The organism is Streptomyces odontotermitis, assembly GCF_050510915.1.
Lineage (GTDB): Bacteria > Actinomycetota > Actinomycetes > Streptomycetales > Streptomycetaceae > Streptomyces.
This window is the reverse complement of record NZ_JBNJLS010000018.1, coordinates 70,427-92,753: the sequence shown is the minus strand read 5'-3', so window position 1 is coordinate 92,753 and position 22,327 is coordinate 70,427. Positions and strand designations below refer to the sequence as shown.

Annotated in this window: 23 protein-coding genes; 8 read left to right on the top strand and 15 right to left on the bottom strand. The window is 68.4% G+C overall.

Annotation, left to right across the window (positions count from 1 at the left end):
• Positions 1-305 precede the first annotated feature (305 nt).
• Positions 306-1,499: a hypothetical protein gene (locus ACQB60_RS34820; protein WP_496930117.1), complete on the bottom strand. Its 1,194-nt coding sequence runs from the start codon at positions 1,497-1,499 to the stop codon at positions 306-308.
• 241 nt (positions 1,500-1,740) lie between these two features.
• Between ACQB60_RS34820 and ACQB60_RS34815 the strand changes: the two genes are divergently transcribed.
• Complete coding sequence (locus ACQB60_RS34815; RefSeq protein WP_496930116.1) at positions 1,741-2,250, top strand: hypothetical protein; 510 nt, start codon at positions 1,741-1,743, stop codon at positions 2,248-2,250.
• A 236-nt stretch (positions 2,251-2,486) separates the two neighbouring features.
• On the opposite strand, the gene ACQB60_RS34810 is transcribed toward ACQB60_RS34815, so the two are convergent.
• Together ACQB60_RS34810 and ACQB60_RS34805 are read right to left on the bottom strand one after the other, a co-directional pair.
• Complete coding sequence (locus ACQB60_RS34810; RefSeq protein ID WP_496930115.1) at positions 2,487-2,984, bottom strand: hypothetical protein; 498 nt, start codon at positions 2,982-2,984, stop codon at positions 2,487-2,489.
• Positions 2,985-3,479: 495 nt separating this feature from the next.
• Positions 3,480-3,788 (bottom strand): hypothetical protein, encoded by a 309-nt coding sequence (locus ACQB60_RS34805; protein WP_496930114.1) that lies wholly within the window; start codon positions 3,786-3,788, stop codon positions 3,480-3,482.
• Between the two features lie 237 nt (positions 3,789-4,025).
• On the opposite strand from ACQB60_RS34805, the gene ACQB60_RS34800 reads away from it, so the two are divergent.
• Complete coding sequence (locus ACQB60_RS34800; RefSeq protein ID WP_496930113.1) at positions 4,026-4,802, top strand: hypothetical protein; 777 nt, start codon at positions 4,026-4,028, stop codon at positions 4,800-4,802.
• A 463-nt stretch (positions 4,803-5,265) separates the two neighbouring features.
• Here the strand turns inward: ACQB60_RS34800 and ACQB60_RS34795 are convergent, their stop codons facing one another.
• Together ACQB60_RS34795 and ACQB60_RS34790 are read right to left on the bottom strand one after the other, a co-directional pair.
• Complete coding sequence (locus ACQB60_RS34795) at positions 5,266-6,783, bottom strand: alpha/beta hydrolase (RefSeq protein ID WP_496930112.1); 1,518 nt, start codon at positions 6,781-6,783, stop codon at positions 5,266-5,268.
• Between the two features lie 96 nt (positions 6,784-6,879).
• Complete coding sequence (locus ACQB60_RS34790) at positions 6,880-7,302, bottom strand: DUF4190 domain-containing protein (protein ID WP_496930111.1); 423 nt, start codon at positions 7,300-7,302, stop codon at positions 6,880-6,882.
• Positions 7,303-7,559: 257 nt separating this feature from the next.
• Here ACQB60_RS34790 and ACQB60_RS34785 point away from each other — a divergent pair, with 257 nt between their 5' ends.
• The 3 genes from ACQB60_RS34785 (at position 7,560) to ACQB60_RS34775 (ending at position 10,571) form a co-directional block, all read left to right on the top strand.
• Positions 7,560-8,720 (top strand): sensor histidine kinase, encoded by a 1,161-nt coding sequence (locus tag ACQB60_RS34785; RefSeq protein WP_496930110.1) that lies wholly within the window; start codon positions 7,560-7,562, stop codon positions 8,718-8,720.
• Positions 8,717-9,457: a response regulator transcription factor gene (locus ACQB60_RS34780; RefSeq protein WP_496930109.1), complete on the top strand. Its 741-nt coding sequence runs from the start codon at positions 8,717-8,719 to the stop codon at positions 9,455-9,457. The genes ACQB60_RS34785 and ACQB60_RS34780 overlap by 4 nt, the downstream gene beginning before the upstream one ends.
• A 388-nt stretch (positions 9,458-9,845) precedes the next feature.
• A complete protein-coding gene (locus tag ACQB60_RS34775; protein WP_496930108.1) occupies positions 9,846-10,571 on the top strand; it encodes a dienelactone hydrolase family protein in 726 nt (241 codons plus the stop codon).
• A 630-nt stretch (positions 10,572-11,201) separates the two neighbouring features.
• Here the strand turns inward: ACQB60_RS34775 and ACQB60_RS34770 are convergent.
• The 3 genes from ACQB60_RS34770 to ACQB60_RS34760 all read right to left on the bottom strand — a co-directional run bounded on the left by ACQB60_RS34770 (position 11,202) and on the right by ACQB60_RS34760 (position 14,193).
• Positions 11,202-11,474, bottom strand: coding sequence for a hypothetical protein (locus ACQB60_RS34770; protein ID WP_496930107.1), 273 nt, complete (start codon positions 11,472-11,474; stop codon positions 11,202-11,204).
• Positions 11,475-12,364: 890 nt separating this feature from the next.
• Positions 12,365-12,937, bottom strand: a complete 573-nt coding sequence (locus tag ACQB60_RS34765) for an esterase/lipase family protein (RefSeq protein ID WP_496930199.1) — start codon at positions 12,935-12,937, stop codon at positions 12,365-12,367.
• A gap of 827 nt (positions 12,938-13,764) precedes the next feature.
• A complete protein-coding gene (locus tag ACQB60_RS34760; protein WP_496930106.1) occupies positions 13,765-14,193 on the bottom strand; it encodes a PPOX class F420-dependent oxidoreductase in 429 nt (142 codons plus the stop codon).
• A 129-nt stretch (positions 14,194-14,322) separates the two neighbouring features.
• On the opposite strand from ACQB60_RS34760, the gene ACQB60_RS34755 reads away from it, so the two are divergent.
• Positions 14,323-14,727 (top strand): winged helix-turn-helix transcriptional regulator, encoded by a 405-nt coding sequence (locus tag ACQB60_RS34755; RefSeq protein ID WP_496930105.1) that lies wholly within the window; start codon positions 14,323-14,325, stop codon positions 14,725-14,727.
• A gap of 237 nt (positions 14,728-14,964) precedes the next feature.
• On the opposite strand, the gene ACQB60_RS34750 is transcribed toward ACQB60_RS34755, so the two are convergent.
• The 5 genes from ACQB60_RS34750 to ACQB60_RS34730 all read right to left on the bottom strand — a co-directional run bounded on the left by ACQB60_RS34750 (position 14,965) and on the right by ACQB60_RS34730 (position 19,233).
• Positions 14,965-15,633, bottom strand: coding sequence for an aminoglycoside phosphotransferase family protein (locus ACQB60_RS34750; RefSeq protein WP_496930104.1), 669 nt, complete (start codon positions 15,631-15,633; stop codon positions 14,965-14,967).
• A gap of 175 nt (positions 15,634-15,808) precedes the next feature.
• Entirely contained in the window at positions 15,809-16,675 is an 867-nt protein-coding gene (locus ACQB60_RS34745) for a phosphotransferase family protein (protein ID WP_496930103.1), read from the bottom strand.
• A 181-nt stretch (positions 16,676-16,856) separates the two neighbouring features.
• Complete coding sequence (locus ACQB60_RS34740) at positions 16,857-17,087, bottom strand: hypothetical protein (RefSeq protein ID WP_496930102.1); 231 nt, start codon at positions 17,085-17,087, stop codon at positions 16,857-16,859.
• A 290-nt stretch (positions 17,088-17,377) separates the two neighbouring features.
• Entirely contained in the window at positions 17,378-18,118 is a 741-nt protein-coding gene (locus tag ACQB60_RS34735; protein ID WP_496930101.1) for a trypsin-like peptidase domain-containing protein, read from the bottom strand.
• A gap of 278 nt (positions 18,119-18,396) precedes the next feature.
• Positions 18,397-19,233, bottom strand: a complete 837-nt coding sequence (locus tag ACQB60_RS34730) for an esterase/lipase family protein (RefSeq protein ID WP_496930100.1) — start codon at positions 19,231-19,233, stop codon at positions 18,397-18,399.
• Between ACQB60_RS34730 and ACQB60_RS34725 the strand changes: the two genes are divergently transcribed.
• The gene (locus ACQB60_RS34725) at positions 19,232-19,369 is read left to right on the top strand and encodes a hypothetical protein (RefSeq protein ID WP_496930099.1); all 138 of its coding nucleotides are present in this window, start codon (positions 19,232-19,234) and stop codon (positions 19,367-19,369) included. The two genes, ACQB60_RS34730 and ACQB60_RS34725, sit on opposite strands and share 2 nt — an antisense overlap.
• A 357-nt stretch (positions 19,370-19,726) precedes the next feature.
• On the opposite strand, the gene ACQB60_RS34720 is transcribed toward ACQB60_RS34725, so the two are convergent.
• Together ACQB60_RS34720 and ACQB60_RS34715 are read right to left on the bottom strand one after the other, a co-directional pair.
• Positions 19,727-20,632, bottom strand: coding sequence for a S41 family peptidase (locus ACQB60_RS34720; RefSeq protein WP_496930098.1), 906 nt, complete (start codon positions 20,630-20,632; stop codon positions 19,727-19,729).
• A 461-nt stretch (positions 20,633-21,093) separates the two neighbouring features.
• Positions 21,094-21,498, bottom strand: a complete 405-nt coding sequence (locus ACQB60_RS34715; RefSeq protein WP_496930097.1) for a hypothetical protein — start codon at positions 21,496-21,498, stop codon at positions 21,094-21,096.
• A gap of 66 nt (positions 21,499-21,564) precedes the next feature.
• Between ACQB60_RS34715 and ACQB60_RS34710 the strand changes: the two genes are divergently transcribed.
• Positions 21,565-22,167, top strand: a complete 603-nt coding sequence (locus tag ACQB60_RS34710; RefSeq protein ID WP_496930096.1) for a TetR/AcrR family transcriptional regulator — start codon at positions 21,565-21,567, stop codon at positions 22,165-22,167.
• Positions 22,168-22,327 lie beyond the last annotated feature (160 nt).

The following is a 22,327-nucleotide window of genomic DNA, read 5'->3' as shown; positions in this document are numbered from 1 at the left end:
CAGTCACGCCTTCGGCAAGGCAGTTTCCAGGAACGATCACGCTTCGCCGGACCGGCCGGACTCCGGTCACCGCAGTCAGCACAGGCGACCTCACACGCCCCGAGGCAGACCCGAATGGGCCGGGCCATGGAGAGGTGCGCTGGGCCACCCAGCACCGACCAGCAATCGACCGGACGTGCCCGGGCTCGACTGCGCCGCCAGTCCAAGAGCTACGTCGCATCGGGTGTGACCGTCCTTCGCAGATGGCCTGGGTGGACAGATCCGATGCTCAATACCAAGTGGAGCATGATGCGGTGGCGGCAAGGTCACAGCAACGCCTCGATGCCCTCCCGGTTCTCGGGCAGTCCGGCCGCGCGGAACCACAACCAGTTCCCGCCGATGCTGCCCGTCGCCTCGTCTGTGGCCACGAAGGCCCGGAGCAAGTCGCATTGGGCGGAGGTGAACGGGCGGGCCGGGTCGTAGCCGTCAGGGAACGCTCTGAACAGGATCGGCCCGCTTTCATAATCAACGACTGACGTACCGCGGGCGGCCACGAGGGCGACGGCCACGGGTGCCACCTCCTCAAACGATCCGGCCAGGGCGAGCGCAGCTCGCAGCACAGTGAACCGGAACCACCCGTCGAGCCCGGGCAGCGGCTCAGGGAACCAGCCGTCCGTCGTTCGCGGAGCCCGCAGTGCGTCGAGGAGGATCGCGAGCGCGCGTGGCCGATCGACAGGGGCGGGACCGAGAGCGGCGCAGACCCGTACAGCCGGGTCAGGGTCGGAGAGCAGGTCGGTGGTGTCCATCCCCCACACGCCGAGTGCCCGCGCCACGGCGGCTCGTTCGCGTCGATCCGTCACGGTGCCCAGCCGAGCCCGCAGCAGCGCGGCGGCGCTCGGCACCCGGTCGGCGAGCTCCGGGGCACAGAGCAGCGGCGTCGCGGCGCCGAGCGCGGCCTCGCGGACGTGGGGATCGGCAGAGGAGAGGAACGGCTCGATGGCGTCGTACAGGGCGGGGCGTATTCCCCGGCAAGCCCTCAGTGCGGCGAGCTCGTCCGGATCGTGCTCGCCGCGTGATTCGTCGTGCCAGGGCTCCCAATCCCAGTTGGTTCGGTCCCGCATCGGATCCTCCCCGTAGGCGGCTGACTCGGCCAGCTGCGTCAACCAGCCGAGCAGAGCGGCCCGCAGGCTGCGGCGCCCCTCCCCGTCCCATGGGAAGTGCCCGTCGTGCTCGGTAGAGGCCATGGGGTGGTCGAGAACAGCGGCGACGAACAGCGCCGCGGGCGCGGTGGCGGTGTACAGCGAGCCCTGGTGCAGAACGCCCATGTCCAACGCCGCCACCGCTGCGGACCGCACCTCGGGATCCTCGTCCACGAGGGAACACAGGGAAGCAGGTATGTCCCCTGCGGCGCCGTAGGCGTATTGGAGGGAATCCCAGTCCGTCACCAACAGCAGTTCCCGGGCCGCGGTCGGCAACTCGTTCAGGCGCCGCGTCATGCGGGCTCTCTCGCCATCTGTCATGCCTGCACCCTCCCAGCGCCCACTGACAACGCCCCTGCTTTCCCGAAGAGCAGCGATGGCCCCTGCCTCCGGCGGGGCGGGGGCCGCGTTCTCGGATTCAGGTTCACTCTCGATTTCCCTGCCAGGGCCGGCCAGTTGTTCCGCGGTCGCTCCCAGGCCGCGGGTCAGGTCGACGCGGTCGAGGAGGACGGAGTGTGCTGCCGTAGGTTCGGCTCATGACGGAATCCCGCTTGGAGGCCCGATGAGCGGGTGGTGGACCTATCTGGAGGAACAGACCCGCCGGGAGGCCGATGCGAACGTGCTGCGTGATCGCCGGATGTCGGCAGTGAAGACCGTGTGGGAGGCCCTGCGACCACTGGGATTGGGCCTGCGTGAGGCCGAACAGGTGGTCTGCGCACGTTACGAGGCACTCGGCGACCGCGTGCAGCGCAGGCTGCCCGACCTGCTCGACCTCCCCGCACTCGCCTCTCGCGCCGCGGCACTGCCAGGCCGGGTGGCGGCGGTCGAGGCTCTCTGGGACGGCGACACCGTCCACGACTGGTTCGTGGTGCTGGTCGCCGTCCTGGACGACCCCGCCGGGGAAGGTCACTTGGCGACTGTCTACCACCGCCCTGGCGTGCTCCCGGGCACTGTCGCCGCAGCGGCCGGCCAGGCCCTGGCCGACTCCCTCGGGGTGCCGTTCCACTTCGCCTCCCCGGACGTCCCCGACGACGAGGCCCCGCGCTGGCGAACACTGCGGCGACAGCCTTGAAGACCTTTTGATCGAAACGCGACTGCACAACGGACATCCCTTGCCCGCCAAGGCTGCGGATAGCCTTGCGCACATCACGGCTGCTCCTCTGACCCAGGAACGTCTGACCTCTCCAGCCGATGGCCAGCCTCCGCCGCCTATGGTGCGGTATCCCAACGCAAGTTGATCCGGTACACGGACCATCGAGGGATGCCCTGCAGGAGCCCTTCACTGCTATAGATCCAGACTCCAGCACCTCAGTCCCGTTGCACGTCCCAGATCGGGTCATCTGGAGCCGGGCGGCCAGAGAGGCGCTGTAACTGCTCCCCGGCAGACGAAAGCCGTTGGCGGGCGACGGCGACGAAATCGCGTTGCGCCGCTTCGACCCGAGAACGCAAGGTCAACCAGCTCTCACTGGGATTCGGACCACGGTTTACTGCGATGAAGGCACGCCAGAACTGCTCATCGAGAGCATGAACTGCTTCCACGACATCCCTGTCTGCAACAAGGTTCACCATGCTCAGAGCCTCGTTCCACGGCCGCCAGTCAACGGAACGACTCGCATTCGAACTGCCGAGTTCCATGAGCACTATGGTCGATTCACGAAGCACACCGGCGCATGCCGCTGCCTGCTGTTCTCGGGCCCAGTGGCGGTCTTGGGATCTTCTGCTGACGGCGCTGCCGGCGAAGACGCCGACGAGCGTGCTCAAAGCAGCCGCAGTGGTCGCCGCCAGGAGGCTCAACAGCGAACTCATAAATCCAGTCTGCGGCGACAGTTGGCAGGCCCGCCAGACGCTGACACCACTCTGCGAGCCCGGGCTGCGAGGCAGCTCACGACAGTCGCGCCAGGTGCTCGGCGAGCGCCGCATGCCGCGGCGGCCCGTACAACACCCGGTAGTGCACCGGTCCGCATGCTGAGCCACAGCCGTCTCGATCGCCGCCAGATACGCCTTCTCCCGGCAGAGGGAACCGCACCCCACACAAGTTGATTGCGCGCACCGTCGACCACATCGACCATGGCCTCGATCAGATCCGTCCAGCGAGTGAGCACCATCCATGCCTTCGCCGACACCAAACCCCAACGCACGCACGGCAAGTGGCATGACACAGGGGCCCTACAGAAGAAGCCCGCCCGTTGAGCTTGTCTGAAGTCACAACTGAGCCCCGCACCGGCCGATGACCTCGACGATCGCCGGACAGCCGCCGCACGCGCGGACGTTGCTGACCTTGTATCCGCGATGCCGTGACGTTCAGCGGAGGCGGTCGAAGGTCCCCCTGGCAGTCCCGTCGAAACCGTCGTCACCGCGCCAGCTCGCGAATGTCCGGGCGATCTGCGCCAGTGTCGCCGCTGAATACTCATGCCATCGGGAATCGTAGCCGTGCGGATAGCCGAGCAGCATGTTGAGCACGTTGTTCACCGCGTCGTCCCGCTCACCAGAGTCGGAAGACGCCGGCCAGGACACGGCGATCACGGCGATCTCGTCCCGGGTGAAGCCCATCAGAGTGTGGAACTCCCAGTCAGGGAAGAACGGACCGTTCACCGGGCCGCGTCCAGACACTCCTTGATGATCTACAGCTCCCACTCCGTCATCCGCTCCACTGCACTCATGCCCGAATGATTTCACCCTCACTGTGAGGGGACTGCCCTGGGCCACAGCCCGATCGACAGCATGCGGTGCCACCAGCGCGGGCCCAGGCGTACGGCTCCGGTGCCCCGCGCGGCGTCCGCACATCCTCGGCGCCGGTGGAATGCCCGGCCTGCGTCATTGTCCCAATCCTCCGCGGAACCCTGGGCCTTGATCGACGCACAGCTGCTCGTCGATCATTGCCCAGCCATTCTGCGACGCCGACGAGGAGCGCCTGACGTGACATACAAGGACGAACGACGCGCAATCGCCGACCGTTTGGGCATACAGGCCGAGGCGTCGGAATGGTGCACGATCGGCAAGATTCCCACGCCGCCCGCCGACGTGCTCGAGTCGGCCGGCTCTCCGCGGCTCCGCCCAGGGCGGATGCACCCCTTGGAGATGGTTGTCGAGGTGCTCGCCGCACCGTTCAAGTTGATCGGATGGTTGGCGGTCCTGGTGGCGGAAGCGAGGGAAGCTGTCCATCGCACTCTCGACTCCAAGAGCGAGAAGGAGCGGTTGCGGGGGAAGAAGGGGGAAGCCCGGCGGCACGAGGCATTCATCGTCGAGCAAGGGCTCGACCGCGTCTTCGACGGGAACTGGCACGGTGCAGCGGGGCAGTTCCTGCTGCGCTGGTACACGCACTCCACCCACGACCAGCGTCTTGTGCTCGTCACCCAGGACGGCATCGTCCTCGCCGCCCCACCTGTGCGTGCCGTCCTGTCCCGGGAGCAGCACACGGAAATCGTCGCCCGGCTCGGCGTCGACGAGGCGAGCCTCGTCGACCCGTTCAACTGGGAGTACGCGACGCGGATGCTGCTCCTGCGTTTCCGCGACGGCTCGTGGCTGCGGATCGACACCAGTGACACCCACAGCGATCTTCACAAGCACCTGCTCCGCCAGCCCCTCCCCGACGCCTTCCCCAGCCCTCTCCCCACCGACAGCTAACGCCTCCTGCCGAGGAGTTTCGCCCCGTGCAGTCCGGCAGGCGCCCCACCGGCGCAGGCCAAGCCAGTGCTCGGCGTTCGGTACCAGCGGACCCGGCCGCCTACCCGCGCCCGACAGCGGCCACGGCTGCAGTGTGGCTGCCGGACTCGTCCTGCAGCAGAGCGAACCGGACGCGCCATGGGAGTACGCCCCGTCTGGCGCGCGGCGACGACGCGGGTATGTGACCACAGGGCTGAACTCCCCTCACTGGTGGGCGATGACGCCGCTCGCAGGGGAATCATGGTGCGGTCGTCTTGCGCCGCCCCAGCGAATCAGCCGCCCACACGCTCCCCAGGCCGGCCCGGACTCCGAGCCTGCCCGCCAGGACGGTCACCGCGTTCAGGCGGTCGGGGCCCGAAGGCCGCGCGGCCGGGGCCGCCCGCGCGAGGCTCGGAGGTGTGGGGACGAACGACGTGTGGCGTTGCTACTTGTGCCCGGACGTTGCCTGGCAGGTCAGGTCCTGGGCGGGGAGGCGGCCCGTGGTCAGGTAGGCCGTTGCGGCCTTGTCCGCACAGGGATTGCCGTCGGGCGCATAGAGGACGCCGTGACCCTCGCCACCGGCGACGGTGAGCATCCGGGAGCCGCGCAGGGCCCGGTGCATGGCACGGCCGGAGAAGAGGGGGGTCTGGGAGTCCCACTCGTTCTGCGTGATCAGCGCCCCGACCTTGTTGTCGATCGTGGTCTGCGGCTCGCTGCCCTGCTCCCAGAAGGCGCAGGGGGTGATGGCGGCCGCGAAGTCGCCGTAGAGCGGATATCGGGCCTTGTCGCGGATCGCCTCACGGCGGTACCGCTCGGGGTCGTGCGACCAGGTGCGAGTGTCGGCGCACATGAAGGACCAGGCGATGGAGGCGAAGTTGTCATCGGGCTGCCGGGCCTGACCCGGCGTGCCGGACGGAGCTGGGTTCCCGCCCTTGGCCACGTCCTTCAGCCGGGTGATCCGTTCGGCGGCTTTCCGTAGGTGGAAGAACGTGCTGTTGTCGGCACGGATGTCGTCGCCGGTGAGGGCCTGCCCCTGGAAAGGGATGGGCTTGCGGTTCGCTTGCGCGATCAGATTCCAGTAGGTCTTGCGGACCTTGGCCGGAGTGTCGCCCAGTCCATAGGCCGTGTGCCGACGGGCGGTCCACACCGTCCAGCGCGTGAATGCCTGTTCGGCGGCCTTCGCCATGTCCTGGAACATGCCCCGGTAGATCCGCGCGGGGGCGGTGGCGCTGTCCAGCACGATCCGGTCGGCTCGCTGGGGGAACAGCTGCATGTAGACAGCGCCCAGGTAGGTGCCGTAGGAGGCCCCCAGATAGGAAATCCTCTTCTCGCCCAGCACGGCGCGGATGACGTCCATGTCGCGAGCGGAGTTGCGGGTGGTGAGATGCGGCAGCTTGTCCCCCGCCCTGGCCCGGCACTTTCCGGCGAAGGAACGGACCCGGTCCCTGTCCTTCGCGAAGGTCTGCGCCTTGTACGGATGGTCGGCCTGTTCCTCGGCGGTCAGCCCGCAGCTGACGGGTGTGCTCCGTCCGACGCCCCGCGGGTCGAAGCCCACGAGGTCGTAGCGCCGCTTCACTTCCGCGGGGAACTTCATGACCGGGTCGGTGGGCAGATGCAGTCCCGGTGCGCCGGGGCCGCCCGGGTTGAGCAGCAGCACGCCGCGGCGATCCTGCTCACTGCCCGCCCTCAGCCGGGATATCGCGAGGCTGATCGTCTTGCCGCCGGGGTTTCTGTAGTCCAGCGGCACCTTGAGGCTCGCGCACTGAAGGGTGTCGCTGCCTTGCGCGTCGCAGGGTGTCCACCGCAACTCCTGCTGCGTGTACTGCCGCAAGGACTTCGTGGCGGTGGAGGCATGCGACGCCTTGGACGGGGTGAGGAGTGTTTCGGGTGTCAGTGCCGCAAGGGAGGCCGCCGCGAGGCCGGCGGTCAGCAGGGTGGTGAGGCGGGTGTTTCTGTTTCGCACGGTGGTGCTCGTCCTTGTCGAGGAGGTCGAGGAGGTCGAGAAGAAGGAGGAGTTCGCAGAGAGTGGGCAACCGGTTCACCGGTGAGGGAAGGGCGGTCAGGTGCCGTTCAAGTGCTCGCGGACGCACTGCGTGTACTGGTGGAAGCTGTCGGGCTGGTAGCACTCCTGCGTCTGGTTCGCGTACCAGACCATGAAGACGGCGACCAGCCCTGACACCACGATCGCGAGGGACGACGTCACCAGGGCGGTGACGGCCTTGCCCCGGCCGACGCCGGTCCGCTTGGCCGTCATCAGCGCGGCGATGCCCAGGATCAGGCCGAGCACGGCGAGCGGGCCGCCGATGAAGACGACCGAGGTGCACAGGCCGACGATGCCCAGTGTCATGGCCGCGGTGGCCAGGCCGTTCTTCGGCGCTGTCGGGACCGGCGCCATCGCGGTCGGTGCCGTCCGAGCCCGTACGGCCTGCTCCTGAGCGGACACCGTGTGGTTCAGCGGTGTTTCGATTCCCTGGGCGTTCATCAGCCCGTCCTTCCGTCACGTCAACTGGTGAGGTCCCGATTCTGGTTTTCGGGGCCCACGGACACATCGCGGGAAGGCGGGAGAATTCGCTCCCCCGATCGAGGGAGGCCGCCGGTGGACCGTCCGGTCATACTTGCCTGGCCATGTTCAGAGGAATCCGGCCGCTGTTTCGCGGCTCCACGTATTCAGGTGCGCTCTTCGCCTATTGCGGCGCGCTGGCGAGCCTTCCCTTGCTGCCTTTCGCGGCACTACCGGCGATGGCGTGGCCATCCGCATCCATGGGGGTGCAGTTCACGCTGACCGTGCTGGTCTGGTCCGTACTGATCGCTGTGGTCGGGCTGGCTCGCACCACACGGCGCGTGCTGATCGCCTGCGCCCGGCGAATGCTGGGAGTGGCGTTGCCTGACCCGGTGGGCGGACGTGGGCGTGCGAGCTCGGCCCGTGACTCGACGGCTTCTGCCCCGGCAGCGGGCGCCGACCGCCTGCGCACCCCGCTCTGGCTGCTCGCGCACGTGATGCTGGGGTGGGCGGGAGCACAGCTGAGCGTGCTGCTCTTCGTCGCGGCGCTGCTCCTTCCCGGCGGCTGGGCCGGCGCCGAGGCCGGCGTGAGCGTGAACGGCTGGACGCTGCGGGCGGACACCGGGTGGCAGAGCTGGGCAGCGGCACTCTGCTGCCTGCTGCTGGCAGGGGCTCTGTGCCTGGCGGTGACGCACGCCCTGCGGTGGCTGGCGCCCAGGCTCCTCGGCCCGTCGTCGGCCGAGCGGCTCGCGCTGGCGGGCGAGCGGGAACGGGCCCTTGCCGAACGCAACCGGCTGGCCCACGAATTGCACGACTCGATCGGCCACACCCTCACAGCCGCCACGATCCAGGCAGCGGTGGCCGGCGAGGTGCTCTGTGCCGACCCGGTGGCGGCACGGGCCGCCCTGCGCAGCATCGAGGAGTCGACCCGGGCCGCCCTCGAGGACCTGGACTACGTGCTGGGCATGCTGCGCGAGGAGCAGGCTGGCACGGCGCCCGCCCGGACCCTGGCCGACCTGCCCGAACTGCTCGACCGGCTGCGGCACGCGGGCGCGGTGGTGCAGGCGGAGCAGTCGGGCGACTGCGCGCAGGTGCAGGGGACGCTCTCCCGAGCGGCGTACCGGATCCTGCAGGAAGGGCTGACGAACGCGCTGCGGCACGGAGCGGGCGGTCCGATCCGGATCACGGTGGCGGCCGCGCCGGACTCGCTGGAGCTCGAGGTGGTCAACCGGACCGGAGCCGGAAGCGGCACGAGCCCGGCTGCCTTCCCGACGTCCGGGCACGGCCTGCCCGGCCTCATGGAGCGCGTACGGCTCCTGCACGGCGACATCGAGGCCGGTCCGGACGGACCGGAGCACTGGCGGCTCGCAGTCCGGCTGCCGGTACGATTGCCCGCATGATCGGCTCACAAGCGAGCGCAGCGGTCACGACCGGCCCCGACGCGAGCGCAGCCGTCACCACTGGCGCCGCCGACGCGTCCAGCTGCATCACCCTCCTGATCGCGGACGACGACGCGGTGACCCGCAGCGGTCTGCGCACGCTGCTCGCCCTGCAGCCCGGGATCGCCGTCGTCGGGGAAGCCGCCGACGGCGTCGAAGCAGTCGAGCGGGCGCGGCAGTTGCGTCCGGACGTTGTCCTGATGGATGTACGGATGCCGCGCCGCAACGGCATCGAAGCCACCCGGCAGCTCCTCGCCGGGCCGGCCGATCCGCCGAAAGTCGTGGTGATCACGACATTCGAGAACGACGACTACGTCACCGCCGCACTCAGCGCCGGGGCCAGCGGCTTCGTACTCAAGCGGCTGCCCGTCCCCAAGATCGCCGAGGCGGTACGGGTGGTCGCGGCGGGCGAGGCGATCCTCTTCCCGGCGGCCCTGCGCCAGATGGTCACCTCCCGCCCGCGGGAGTCCGCCGAGGCCCTGCCGCAGGCGGCGCTGACGAGCCGTGAGGAGGAGGTGCTGCGCCTGATGGCCACCGGCCGGTCCAATCCGGACATCGCGGAGTCGTGCGGGGTGAGCCTGGAGACGGTGAAGACACACGTCGGGAACGTGCTGACCAAGCTCGGTGCGCAGAACCGGACCCACGCGGTGGTGATCGCGTACGAGACCGGCCTGGTCGTGCCCGGGGTCACGGGCTGACGCGACACCGGGTGGTCTGCCCCGGGCTGCCTGCGCACGGGACCGGCCTCCCCGGCGGTCCACGCCCGGACACCTCGTCATCAGGCAGGGCTGAGACGCAGACTCTCCGACCACGACGTCGACGTACTGGGCAATCGTGGTGTGTCACTGCTTCCCAGCGCGACAGCCACCGCCTGGCCAAGGTGCCCGCCGGAACACTCTCGGTCCGCTCCGCGTGTTCCTGGAGCAGGCCGCAGACAGGCGGCCCTACGCCGGGCCAGATCCACCATCACCCCTGATAGGCCCTCACATTCAGCGACTCGGAGCTTTCTGCTACTCACGAGCCTGCCTTCTGCCAGCGGCAGAACACCGGCCCGACTGTGCCCCACGATCTCTACAGTCCAGGTTCATGACGACGATCACGACGCGTACGGTCGAGTACCCGGCCGACGGCCTGACGATGTACGGGCATCTCGCGCTCCCGGCCGGTGCCGACCGCCGGCCCGCGGTCCTGGTCGGGCCCGAGGGGGTGGGGCTCAGCGACGTCGAGCGCCGCCGGGCCGATGCGCTCGCCGAGCTGGGATACGTGGCGCTGGCCTTCGACCTCCACGGCGGGCGCTATCTGGGCGACCCTGAGCAGATGCTGGCCCGCTGCATGCCGCTGCTCGCCGCCCCCGACCGGATGCGCGGCATCGGCCACGCGGCGCTCGACGTGCTCCGCGCCGAGCCACGGACCGACCCGGACCACATCGCCGCCGTCGGCTACGGCACCGGGGGCGCCATCGCGCTGGAACTCGGGCGCGACGGCGTCGACCTGCGCGCGATCGCGACAGTCAACGCACTGACCACGGGCCGACCGGGCGAGGCGGCGCGCATCCGCTGCCCGGTGTGGGCCGGAGTCGGGTCACAAGACCCGATCATGCCGCCCGCGCAACGGGACGCATTCACCGCCGAGATGGAGGCCGCGGGTGTCGACTGGCGCCTCGTGGTCTACGGCGGTGCCCTGCACGCCTTCCATCACCCATCGGTCGACCACACCGTGCGCCCCGGCGTCGGCTACCACCCGCAGCACGCGCAGCGAGCCTGGCGAGACGTCGTCGACCTGCTCGCCGAATGCCTGCCCACAACGAAGTGATCCGGTCGGCTCACGCGGCCAGGCTGATACGGCACGCCCCGCGCTGCGCGCCTGCGCCTGCGCCTCGTCGTGGGTCGGCCCGCTGACCACGGGGGGAGTCAGCGGGCCGACGCGGTCATGCTCGCACGCGGTGCGGCCCCGGGACCGCGCTTTGGGCGCCGACGGCTGCCCCTGCCCCATGCACCGATCGATCGCCGAACAGGCGGAGAACTACCGTTGTTCCACGGCTCATCAGGTGGTCATCGATGCTGAAGCACGCCTGGTCGTCATCGTCGACCAGCCTCTGCCCGGGAACCACGGCCGCGTTCTGAGGCGATCAGGTCATCTGGTTCTGCAGTACGCGCCGCACGATCGCGTCCGCCTATGCGGCTGATACAGCTGCGGCGTTTCTGCTGTCTTTGCCCGTAGGCGGCCGATGCCGGTCGCGGTGTCCGGGAGGAAAGTGACGGCACAAGAGCAAGTCACTGCAGCGCATGGGAGCCGCAGTTGCACGTCCAGATGCGGGGGGGCGTGTCATTGACCAGGAGTCGCGGACGTGGGGAGCGAACTACTGATGGCTGCCCCTGGGCCTCTTCCCGGCCGGGTCGCACGGGAAGAGGCTGGATGCGGCGGGAAGACGGGCAAGTACGGTCACGGGACCACGACGAGCGCGTAATACCCCGGAACGTATCGGCTGTCGCACACATAGCCGCGCCAGGCCCCGTTCATCACCCCGGCGAAGCCGACCACATCGCAGTCGCCGTACAGCTGGTAGTAGCCGTAGATGTAGGGGTCCGCGGCAGGGACGGACGTCGTGTGCCCGTGGGAGGGCGGCGCGGCCGATGCGGAGGCGGTGCCGATGGTGCCGAACGCGGATAGCGCGACAATCCCGGCGACGAGCGTCCGCTGAAACCATCTCTGCATATCAATCTCCTGTTCTGGCTGAAGGCCGACGGACGAGACTCAGCAACCCCGAGACATAAGGATGGAGTCGGGGAAGCTGTGGAACGTTCAGGTGCCACGTGCTGCTGCTCTGGCGGGGGTTCGCCACACCACCAGCGCGGCGGTAGGAACTACGAAGGCAAAGAGGCATTCCAGACAGCCCATTTGCCTGCGCGATCGACTCCCCGACCGGCGCTGTCCGAAACTGCCGATGGTCGCGATGCTGCGCCGAACAATCAGCCCGACGACCACGTGGGCATGGATTCGTGGGTGCCACCACACCTGACCCGACCGCTCAGCGGGGGCCAGACCCTCCATATCCGCAGCCATCGGTCAGCCCTCCGGAAGGCAGTGATTTCACGGACCGCAGACCACTGTGGAGCCGTGGTGCGCTTGCTGGATCAGCATTGCTGATTCCTGATCGGGGCATCCAGGGTGATACCCGGGAAAACAGCCCGGCTCAGGTAGGTGCCTGGCCCCTTGCCCAGGGCCGTCGCAAAGTCCGGTTGAGCACGCAGGGGCACCCGTCACAGCGTGGTGACGATGTCTGCGAGGGCCGCTACGAACACAGATTCAGGCTCCTGTGGTGGACGGGTGACCTGGCACGTCGTCGTCCGGAGCCGGATCCTCGATGCGCTGCAGGTCTCCCGCCGCCAGTCCCAGCAAGTCGCCCAGAGCGGTGGGGTGTTCGGGGTTGTCGCTGGCTGAGCTGCTGGTCAGAATCCTGGAACCTTCGCCGTCAAGGCAGACAGGCGACCATGACGTTTCGCCCGGCTTCCAACAGGCGCGTGCCGGCTTGGGTTCGCCACTTCCTTGCTGACCGTGCCGGCGAGCGCGCTCAGGTGCTGGCCGGGGCGTTCAGCAGGAGGGCTTCACGGCGTGGGCGGGGTCCAGAGCGTGGTCCTGACAGCGGCCGAGGAAGGCGTCCCTCTTGGACACGATGACCGTGTACGAGACCCCGGGTACGGTGTCGCCGCCTTGGTTGAGCTTGTGTATGAACCCGGATCCGGCTTCATGTACTGGCGCGGCAGTACACCGCCTTGTGAGTAGCCGACGATGTCCACCTGACGGGTGCCGGTCGCGGCCAGGACACCGTCGATGAAGACGGCGAGTTCCTTGGCGGACTTGACCATCGGGCCAGTGCCCCCGATGAAGAGTCCCGTCAGCGGCTCCCTGCCGTAGTCCAGGGCGAACAGGCAGTAGCCCGCCTTCTTGTACAAGGGCGCGGTCAGCAAGAACTCCTCCCGCAGCGACAGAGTCCCGTGAACCAGGACCAGCGGGCGCGGATGCTTCGCGCCCGGCTTGCAGCTCCAGTCATTGGCACCCGGGAGGAAAGGAGTCGCCAGCTTCTTCGCCTTGGACACCGGGTCGGCCATCGTGCCGCCGTCAACGGCACCCGCTCCCGCGGTCGCGGTGACGGTGGCGGCCAGCACACAGGCCGCCATCCATGCCACGGCCGCCCGATACAACGAACGACGCCGACGGAAGACCGAAAGCCCTGACATATCCGGCTCCTGCGTGAGGTGATGGGGCCTCCAGTTCACCCACCCCCGCACCCGGTCCACATCCGACCGCACACGCGGGAACGCCTGCGGACACACCGCGAAGCCTGGTGCCGATCGCCCGTCGTAATGGTCAGGGAGGTAAGTGCAATCCGGTGAAGAGGCCGTTCTCGGGCACGGCCGCACCGATGGTGTCTTGCACCCTCACGAAGCGCCTGGGGCTGCTGGGCCTGGGCAGGCCATCCGCGTGAGGCCGCAGCCTGCACAAATCGTGCCCGCTGCCCTGTCCACTACAGACGACGTCATCGCCCATCGCGGCGCGATCGCCGCCTGGCGCACGCAACGGGTCTCTCCGATCACCTACTTCGACGGTCATGAACCCCCACCGAGAAGCGGAACACGACCTTCGACCGCACGCGCCTGCTCGACCTGTGCGCACGAACCCAACCACGTCCGCCAGCGGCGCCCCTCCGACGTCCAGCAGGCGCTGGGCCGGACTGCAGCTGCACCACAAGGAGAAGTTGCCGACCGGGAAACTCTTGCGGAGCTGTCCGGAGCGCCGGGCAGACGGTGCGATGTGCGACCCGGTTGACCGAAGCGGGCTGCAACGTCCTTGGGTATCGCCGACGTCCGCCGGGCCCCGCAGCCGACCGTCCCCTCGGGGTCCCGGGCCGGGGCCCCGAGATCGGCCCGAAACCCCGCGCACGGACGCGGTCAGCGCGCGGAACGACAATCTCCTGCACCATCGGCCGAGAGCGCTGCGGTGCGACCTAGAGGGATATCGCGATGACCTTCTGCGCGGTGATCCGCACGATCAGCCTGCTGATGTCGGCCGGCTCTGTCGGCGGGTCCTCGCCGAGATACCTCTGGGACAGTTCGCGCGGCAGCACCTTGTCCGGGTCCGGCAACAGCTCGGCGGTTCCACGGATTTCCACTGACCGGTAGGGATTCGCACGGTCATAGACCGTCAGGCTGATACGCGGGTCCCGGGCGAGGTTCCGTGCCTTCTTCCGCCCCGCGGTCGTGGAGAAGACCACGGAGCCGCCCCGGAGCCCGACCCAGACGACGGAGGTCTGCGGGCCGCCATCGGGGTTGAGCGTCGCCACCACGGCGAAGTTCCGCCCGTCGAACATTTCCCGCACCGTGGCATCGAGCGCTACCGGAACGGGAAGCTCCGCCGTCCTCTGGTCGTTCTTCACCAGTCGTACCTCGCCTCTTACTGAGCATGTGGATCGGCGTGAACGGCCCAGGCCGCCTCACGCGAAGGCACTGGCGTGCCCGCACCCCATCCTCAAAGAGCACGTCGCACAACGGAAGTAGGCACATTTATGTCACGTAGGAACGCATGCACGGCCGAGGAGGCCGCCGGCCGCGAGGTCTGCACCGTTCTCGACGTGCTCGGCAAGGTGAGCGGGAAATGGACGCTCGGCGTGCTGAGCGAAACCATGCGCGGGCCTGTCCGATTCGGTGAACTCGAGCGCGCTCTGAAGGGGATCAGCCGCCGGATCCTCACGCTGACGCTGCGCGAACTGGAAGAGAACGGTTTGCTGACCCGCACCGTGTATCCCACGGTGCCGCCCAAGGTCGAGTACACCGCCACCGACGAGGCGCGCGAGCTCTACACCATGCTCACCGGCCTCACCGCCTGGGCCTCACGCCACCCCGCCACACCGCCCACCCCCGTCACACCGGACCCCTCTCCCACCTCTCCGGACGGGCCCAAACCACCGTGAGGCCGACCGGTGGGCGTTGTCCGTGACCCGCGAGCAGCTCGAATCAATCGCGTATGCCTTCTGCCGTGAGCGTCTGGCCCGCTCTGCCACCCTCGCGATGTCCTCGCGCTCTTGCGCCGTCAGACACTGAGCTCGGTCTTCGGCAGAGCCCCCGTCATACGCCACGCTCGACGTGTGCCTGCGGCCCCGAGAACCCGTCCGTGAACTGCCTGGTCAGGATGGTGAGGTCTCCGTTGATCAGTGGCCTGGTGAGCCGGGCTGGTCGATGACACAACGCCGCAGCCACGCCGCCTCCGCAGGCGTCAGGTTCGGATCCGCCAGCTTGGCCTCGGCTGCTTCTGGGATACGTGCTGCGGGATTGCCCCGGCTCCCCTTGACCATGCTGTGTACGAGCAGATCCCGCCCCAGGCGGGCAGCCAGTCCGGGTATCTGTGCGCTGCCGACCGTCACGACGGTCATCGCCACATCCGCGGCAGGGTCACCCGCTCCCGCGTTGCGCCAGTCGATCACCACGGGGCCTTGCCGGGTCAACACCACGTTGCCCGGATGCAGGTCCAGGTGCAGCACCCGGTCATCACCCAGCGTCGCGGACCGCCGAGGCAGCCACTTCGGCGCCATCACCGTATGCAGCCGAGCATGGAGGCGGCCCAGCGTCCGGCCGAGGGAGGCGACCCGCCACGGGCGCCGGGCCAGCACGTCCAGAATCGTCGGCCCGGTCAGCCGTTCCAGAACCATGCCGGTATCGGTGGTCTCGTACACCTTCGGCACGGGATACCCGCAGGCCGCCAGATGCCCCATCAGCTGTGCTTCCAGCTCCGTGGGTCCGCCGTGCCGATATCGGCGCAGCACCCTGGAATCGTCCAGGGCATACACGTCAGCGTCTCGCCCCTGCGCGATCAACTCCATGCAGTTCAGTCTGCATTGACGGCATACCAGCCGCCACAAGGGTCCCGAAAGATCAGCTCACGGACAGGTTCTGAAGGTCTGTCCGCAGCAGCCCGAAGTTCTTCATCGTGATCGCCATTGCCAACATCATGACGAGCAGCGTTGACGACGGCGCCTTCCCGCACACGCTCGACTTCTACAGGCCGCCCAATCGTTCGTTCATCGTGTCGAGTGTCGGCCAAGGCGGACCGTCGCGCAGCGCGCGCAGGAGTTCTTCCCCGAATAGCGTCCCCTTCGGAAACTCGTCGCCAAGCTCCCATCGCCATGCTGCGACCATCGCGAGGATGAGGTGTCGGCACTCGCCCAGCAGTGGTTGGTCGATGTTCGGGTAGTGCTCGCAGACCGCCTCGGGAGCATGGGCGAGGTCGAACTCGACGGGACCACGGCAGCACGTCTCGAGGTCGATGAACAACGGACCGTTTTCCGTACTCAGCACGTTGCCTGGATGCGGCTCGCCGTGGAGCAGCTGCTCGACGGTGCCGCGCGCCTCGATCGCTCGTCGCAGGCTTACCAGTCTGCCGCTGAGAAGCGCGCGGTCGGCGTCGGCGAGCTTCGGCGAGCGATTCGGGTTGGCAACGACTTCCTCCGCCTCCGCGATGCGTTCCGTGAACCGTGGGCTCGCCACGTCGACCTTGCGCATGCCCGCGTGCAGCTGCTCCAGGGCCTTGGCGTAGGCGGCTGGTGAGGTGTGAGGGGTCACGGGTGGGTAGTGGGTCCACAGCGTCACGGTGAAGCCGTCGCGCCTGTACACACGTGGGTCCACCCGAGGTTCCAAGAGGCCCGTCGGGCATCCGATCTGGGCGAGCTGTTGAGCGAGCTCGACCTCAAACTTTGCTGCCTCGTGCCCCATCGGGGCGACCCGGGCAAGGACGTCGCACGGCGTCAGCCGCAGCGCCAGCCTGTTCGAGTTGTGGAGAACGATGGCGTCGTTGGCTGGTAGGTCGAGCGATGCGGCGACCGAGATCGCAGCCGCCGTCGCACGCGAAACGTCGGGCATCTCCATCTGCACACCTTGGCGCACCGGTCGTCGGCAGTCTCCTCAATTTCCCTTCACAGTCTCACCCGTGTTCCCGTTCAGGATCGCTGTCCTCGTCCTGCGCCGTGTCATCTGTGTTGTTCTGGGGATTCGAGACGGATGTCAGACCTGACGGATGTCAGGCATGGGGCCTCTCAGGGCTTCCCCGTCACAGGATGTGGATGCGCTCCAGTTCACCGTCCGGAGTCCGGATCATCAGCTCGCCCCCCTTGGCCCGCTCGCGCTCGACGAACCCGAGCAGGAGCACCGCCCGGTTGATGACGTCGGCCTTGCTGACGCGTCCTGTCTCAGCCAGTTCGTTGACCGCGACGACAGCCGGGGGTACCAGGGTCACCGAGAAACGCTCGCTGGCCGGGTGTTCGGGATGGGGAACTGCCATGGTGCTCACTCCTGTCAAGGCACTCTGCACGGACCTCTTCAGTGAAGCACATCGACACCGATAGTGCACCACATATGCACCACCCAGCTGTGGGGCCGGCTCAACTCCGCAGGTGCCCCCTGTCGGCAACACCGCAACGGGTGTGACCGTCCGCGCTCCAGAGTGGGATGTCGGAAAGGAGGGCGGGGAGCGGGCCGACGGCCCTGTGACGCGGCGCAGCGATCCCGCCTCGGGACAGCGGCGGGCCCTGGCGCGAAGCCGGGGCCCGCCGCCGCATTCACGTAGTGGTTTCAGGTCGCGAGGTGGAAGCCGGCGCCGACGCCGCCGTTGGCGTTCATCTCGTCGATGATGCTCAGGATGGGCGAACTGTGCTGGGCGCCCCATGCGTTGCCGACCAGGGTCTGGCCGTTCACGACGGGGGAACCGGAGTCGCCGCCGTCGGTCCAGATGAGGTGCGTGAACCAGATGCCGTTGGTGCCCAGTTTGATGCCGCAGGTGAGGCCGGTCCGGTGGCCCTGCTTGCACATCCGGGTCCCGTTGGCGGGCGGCGCCCCGATCGAGGTGATGGTGACGGATCCGACGGTGCTGGTGGGGGCGACCCGGCTTTCGTCCAGCTTGATCACCGCGTAGTCCAGGCCCTTGGGTCCGGTGTTGAGCAGGTTGTTCGGTGTACTGACGTAGGTCACCGTGCCGATGGATCCCGTCTCCAGGTCGGGGCGGCTGGCGTTGAGGTCGGCGGGGGCGGCGGCCGTTCCTGCCGGTGAGGTGTCCCGGTAGACCTGCTCGCCGACCAGTTTGTTGCCCTGCTCGTCGATGAAGCAGTGGGCGTTGGTGAGGCCCACCAGGTTGCCCGACGCGTCGCGGCCGACCGCGGTGAGGGTGCAGACGTAGTAGCTCGTGGGCTCCTCGGGCGTCGGCTTCAGCCGGAAGACGATCCCCGTGCCTCCCCCGATGGGCGTGAGCGACCGCGCGCTCGGGGCGGGGGGCTGCGCCGGGGCGGCGCCTGCGGAGGGAGCCGCTGTGAAGGCCATACCTGCGAGAAGGACAACAACGCCGAGGGCGCGTAACGGACGTATCATTCCATCACTTTCGTTGTGGGACTGGGCAGTTGGCCGAGGCCCAGGGGCTCGGCCCTGGGCAATCACCTGGCCGATCAGAAGTCTCCTCTTGTATCACTCACGCGTGTCAGGAACACAGGAGGCAAACCGGTCGCGCCATGCCTCGGCTGGTAGCGCGGCGAGTTCACCAGCAGGCCGCCGCCAACGGTTTCGACGATCAGGATCAGCCAGGGCGGACCCGCTGACCGGGATCAGAAGGCGGGTGCCCTCGGCACACAGGGCGCCGCCGGGGCCGAGGGGTCCAGGGCCCGTTTCACCAGTCCGATCGCACGCGGGCTGTACGACATGCTCAGATGGGCGGAGAGGTCGACGAAGCAGCCCTCCTGCAAGGTAATGTTCTGCACCTTTGCTCCGGGGCCCGCCGTCATGAACGTGCTCCGCCAGGGGGTGGTGATCTCGTCGAACTTCGTGGCGATCACGGTGTATTCGACCCCGGGAACGGTGTCCCCGTCGGCGTTGAGCTCCTTGATGAAGTCGGACTTCTCGTACTGCTGGACGCCCGCCTTCCCGAGGGGCTTCTCCCCGGCTTCCAGCATGTGGAGCTTGTCGGCGAGTGTCTCGATGCCGCTCATGGTGGTGCCGTGGTTGGTCGCGCCGAGTTGAACGATCTTCTTGACCTTGTTCTTCGAGGGGTCGCTCGGGTTCGCGCCGCCGTCGGCCTTGAGGTACCAGCGGGACAGGGTTCCGCCCTGGGAGTGGCCGACGAGGTCCACCTGGTCGGAGCCGCTGGCGGCGAGCACCTTGTCCACGAAGGCGGCCAGTTCCTTGGAGGACTTCTTGATGTCTCCGTAGCCCTTGACGGTGGGGGCGAGAGCCACTCCGGCGTCGTCGGTGTCGCCGAAGTCGAGGGCGTAGACGCAGAAGCCCTGGGCCTTCAACTCGGGGGACATCCGGGCCCAGTTGTTGTAGCGGTTCTCGTAGGTGCCGTGCACCAGGACGACCGGACGCGGATGGGCGGCGCTGGGACGGCAGTTCCAGTCGTTGGCGCCCGGCGGATCGATGTCGAGGCGGAGGATGGAATAGAACATGGCGGGAAGGAAATTGTCCTGCGTCGGGCCGGTCTCCGCGGCCGCGGACGTGGAGGTGGCCATGACCGTCGCCGCGGCGGCGGCACAGACAGCGGTGACGTATCTGGGTATGTGCAAGACGGCTCCTGAGAAGTAGGGAACTCGGGCCACGCGCGGTGCTTCGCATAAGTGCGGGCCGAGGAGACAACCTCGGGTGACCTCATCCGACGTCCCACCGGATGACGCACCGTCAGACTCCCGGCCTGGCACCGCCTGAGGAGGATCCTGGACTGTCGGCCCCGTCTCCCCCGTCGGCCTTCCGGGCGCTCAGTATGCACGCCGAGGCGGGAGGTGCTGAAGGGAGGGGTGTGCCGATGAACACGCCTTCTGCTGGCAGGAGTTGATGGCCCAGGACCGCCATGGGCCCGGCTCCAGCAAGTCCCCCTGCCCGAAGTCACGCGCCGCGGTGGAATCCGGAGGCGCTGTGCGCCCTGGTGTCGTGATCTGGCCCGGGTCAGCCTGTCAGTTGGGTGTGGGCCAGTGTGTGAGCGCGGTCGAGGGCGTCAGCCGCTGCGCAGGGGATGTTCGGTTGTACGCCGGTGCCTTCCCAGTTTGTGCCGGTGGTGGGGTTGATCGCGCGGCCGACGGGGACGGTGACTTCCAGGTGTGGGTGCACCGTCCAGCCGTCGCACGGGTGCGCTGCGCCGCGGGTGGGCTCGCCGACGACAACGGCGCGGCCGAGCTGCTGCAGGTCGTATGCGAGTTCCTCGGCGGCAGAGAAGGTGTTCGTGCTGGTGAGCAGGTAGAGGGGCTTGCTGGCGCCGAAGCGTGTGCCGGGGACATGGGGCAGGCTCCAGGACTGTTCGCTGCGCTGGTCGCCGCGCCAGTACATGGTGTTGAGGTGGGTGCGCTGGTCCAGTAGGTAGCTGGCGGCGAAGGCCACCGTGTCGGGGTCGCCGCCGAGGTTGGCGCGCAGGTCCACGATCAACGCCTGGGCGCGGGAGGCCAGACTGAGGGCTGCGCTCAGCGGTTCGGCGGCCCATTCCAGTGGAAACAGCATCGGTGCCAGTTCGACCACGGCTATTTCGTGGTCGAGCAGTTCCACCCGCGGCGCGCCGCCCAGTGAGGTGTCGAAGTCCCGGCGCATGGCCTCCAAGTTGGCCGCCCCTTTTTTCGCGGGGACGGGGGTGGCGTGGTATTTCAGGCGCAGGTGTCGGTCGTCGTTGAGGGACTGCAGGTCCGCGGTGACCAGCTTGGCGAGTTCCTCGGCGCTGTCGACGTGGTAGGCGCCCTGGTCGAGGCGTCGTTGCAGCAGGCCGGCGAGTTGCTCAGCTATCTCGGGGAACACGTAATGCTCGACCAGGAGCCGGGTCGTTTCGTCGATGACAGGGGCCGGCGAAAGCTTCGTCACAGTGGTCATGCCCGGGACTAGAGCATTGCCCCTGCGGAAGCGTCCAGGAGATTGCCTCCTTCCGAAAATCGCGACCAGCCGCCCCGCCCGACTTTGGCGTGTCGTACAGGTCGGGCAGGGGCATGGTGCGGTCCAGTTCGTGCCGCAGGATGTTGGTCTGGGGCACGGGGCCGGAGTTGAGGGTGAGGGAGCCCTTGAGGGTGGCGCCGGCGGGGCTGGGCAGGTCGAAGGCGCCGTTGCCCTGCGACGGGGGCTCCGCTGATGTTGCCGGCCCCGGGCGCGTAGGGATCCGCGGGCACGATCACGAGGTCCGTGCCCGCGAAGTCCACATCACCGTCGGCCGCGTCCACCGCGTCCTTGATGTAGTCGGTGCGGTCGCGGACGGACAGGCCCCCGTGCATCCCGTACTCCGAGTCCGGCACGTCGGGCAGGCAGGAAGGGCTCATGGTGCCGCGGCGACCGGTAGTTGGTCATCCCGACGCTTCCGTGGCGCGGGCTTCGGCCCAGGCGCGTGCCGCGGTCGGGTCCTGGGTGGCCATGGTGGGGCAGCCCCAGAGGTTCTCTCCGCTGTGGACGGCCTTCGCACGCTCCCGCGGGATGTCGGCCGGTGTCACGAATGCGATCCCGCGGCAGTGGGCCGTCAACGCGGGCCGCAATGCCTTGAGTGCGCGTACACGGTCGGTGGCGGCTCCCGCCGGCTGCGGTTCGGGGCGCTCGGGCGGGGCGGGCATGAACAGGATCGCGGTGAAGGGCTCGGCTCGGTCCGCGAGTGTGCGCAGCTCCCGCAGGATCACGTTCTGGGCGTCCGGCATCGGCAGCTCCGACGCGGCGATCTCATGTACTGCTTCTGCCTCATGCGCTTCTGCGATGGCCATGGCGCGAGGCTAGCAGAGTTAGCGACCAATGGTCACTAACTGGCTGCATGGCCTACGCTGGCGGCGATGAAGGCGATGAACACGACCCGAAGCGGGCCTGGCCGGCCGCCACGACTGAGCCGGGAGCGCATCGTCGAAGCCGCGCTGCAGGGCGCCATGGAGACGCTGACCATGAGGGAGCTCGCGTCCCGGCTCGGCGTCTCGCACTCGTCGCTCTACCGGTGGGTGCCCGATCGTGACGGCGTTCTCGATCTGGTCAGCGAGGTCATGGTCGAGCGGGTGTTGCCGACGGAGGACCCGGGGCCCGACGACTGGCGGGAGTGGCTGGCGCGGCTCGCGTGGGCCATGCACGACGAGTTCCTGGCCGTGCCCGGGTACGCCGCACACGTCGCGCGCCCACACCGTCATCACCCGGAGTCCTTCGCGCGGTTGCGCACCAGAGTGATCGCGGCCTTCCGCACCGCGGGAGCGGGCGAGGAGGAGGCCGAGCAGAGCTGGTTCGTCTTCGGATTCGGGGTGGTGCGCTGGCTGGGGGCCGCGGCCGACGACCCCGATGCGGACACCGCAGGTCCGCGGTTCGGTCCCTACCTCGACACACTGCTGCGCGGACTGCCCACCCGCGCAGCGGTCGAACATCCCCGCCCCGGACCCGGCGCACGCCGCGGATGACTCTCCCAGCACATGCACCTCCCGCCCCCACCCGGCACAAGACGGGGCGCCTTCCCCGGACGAGCAACGTGCCGTCGGGCACGGGGAGTTCTGGCACAGAATTCAAGATCAACTACGGCATGGGGCGCCACTCCCCCACGCCGTGACCCTTCCCTCTCGT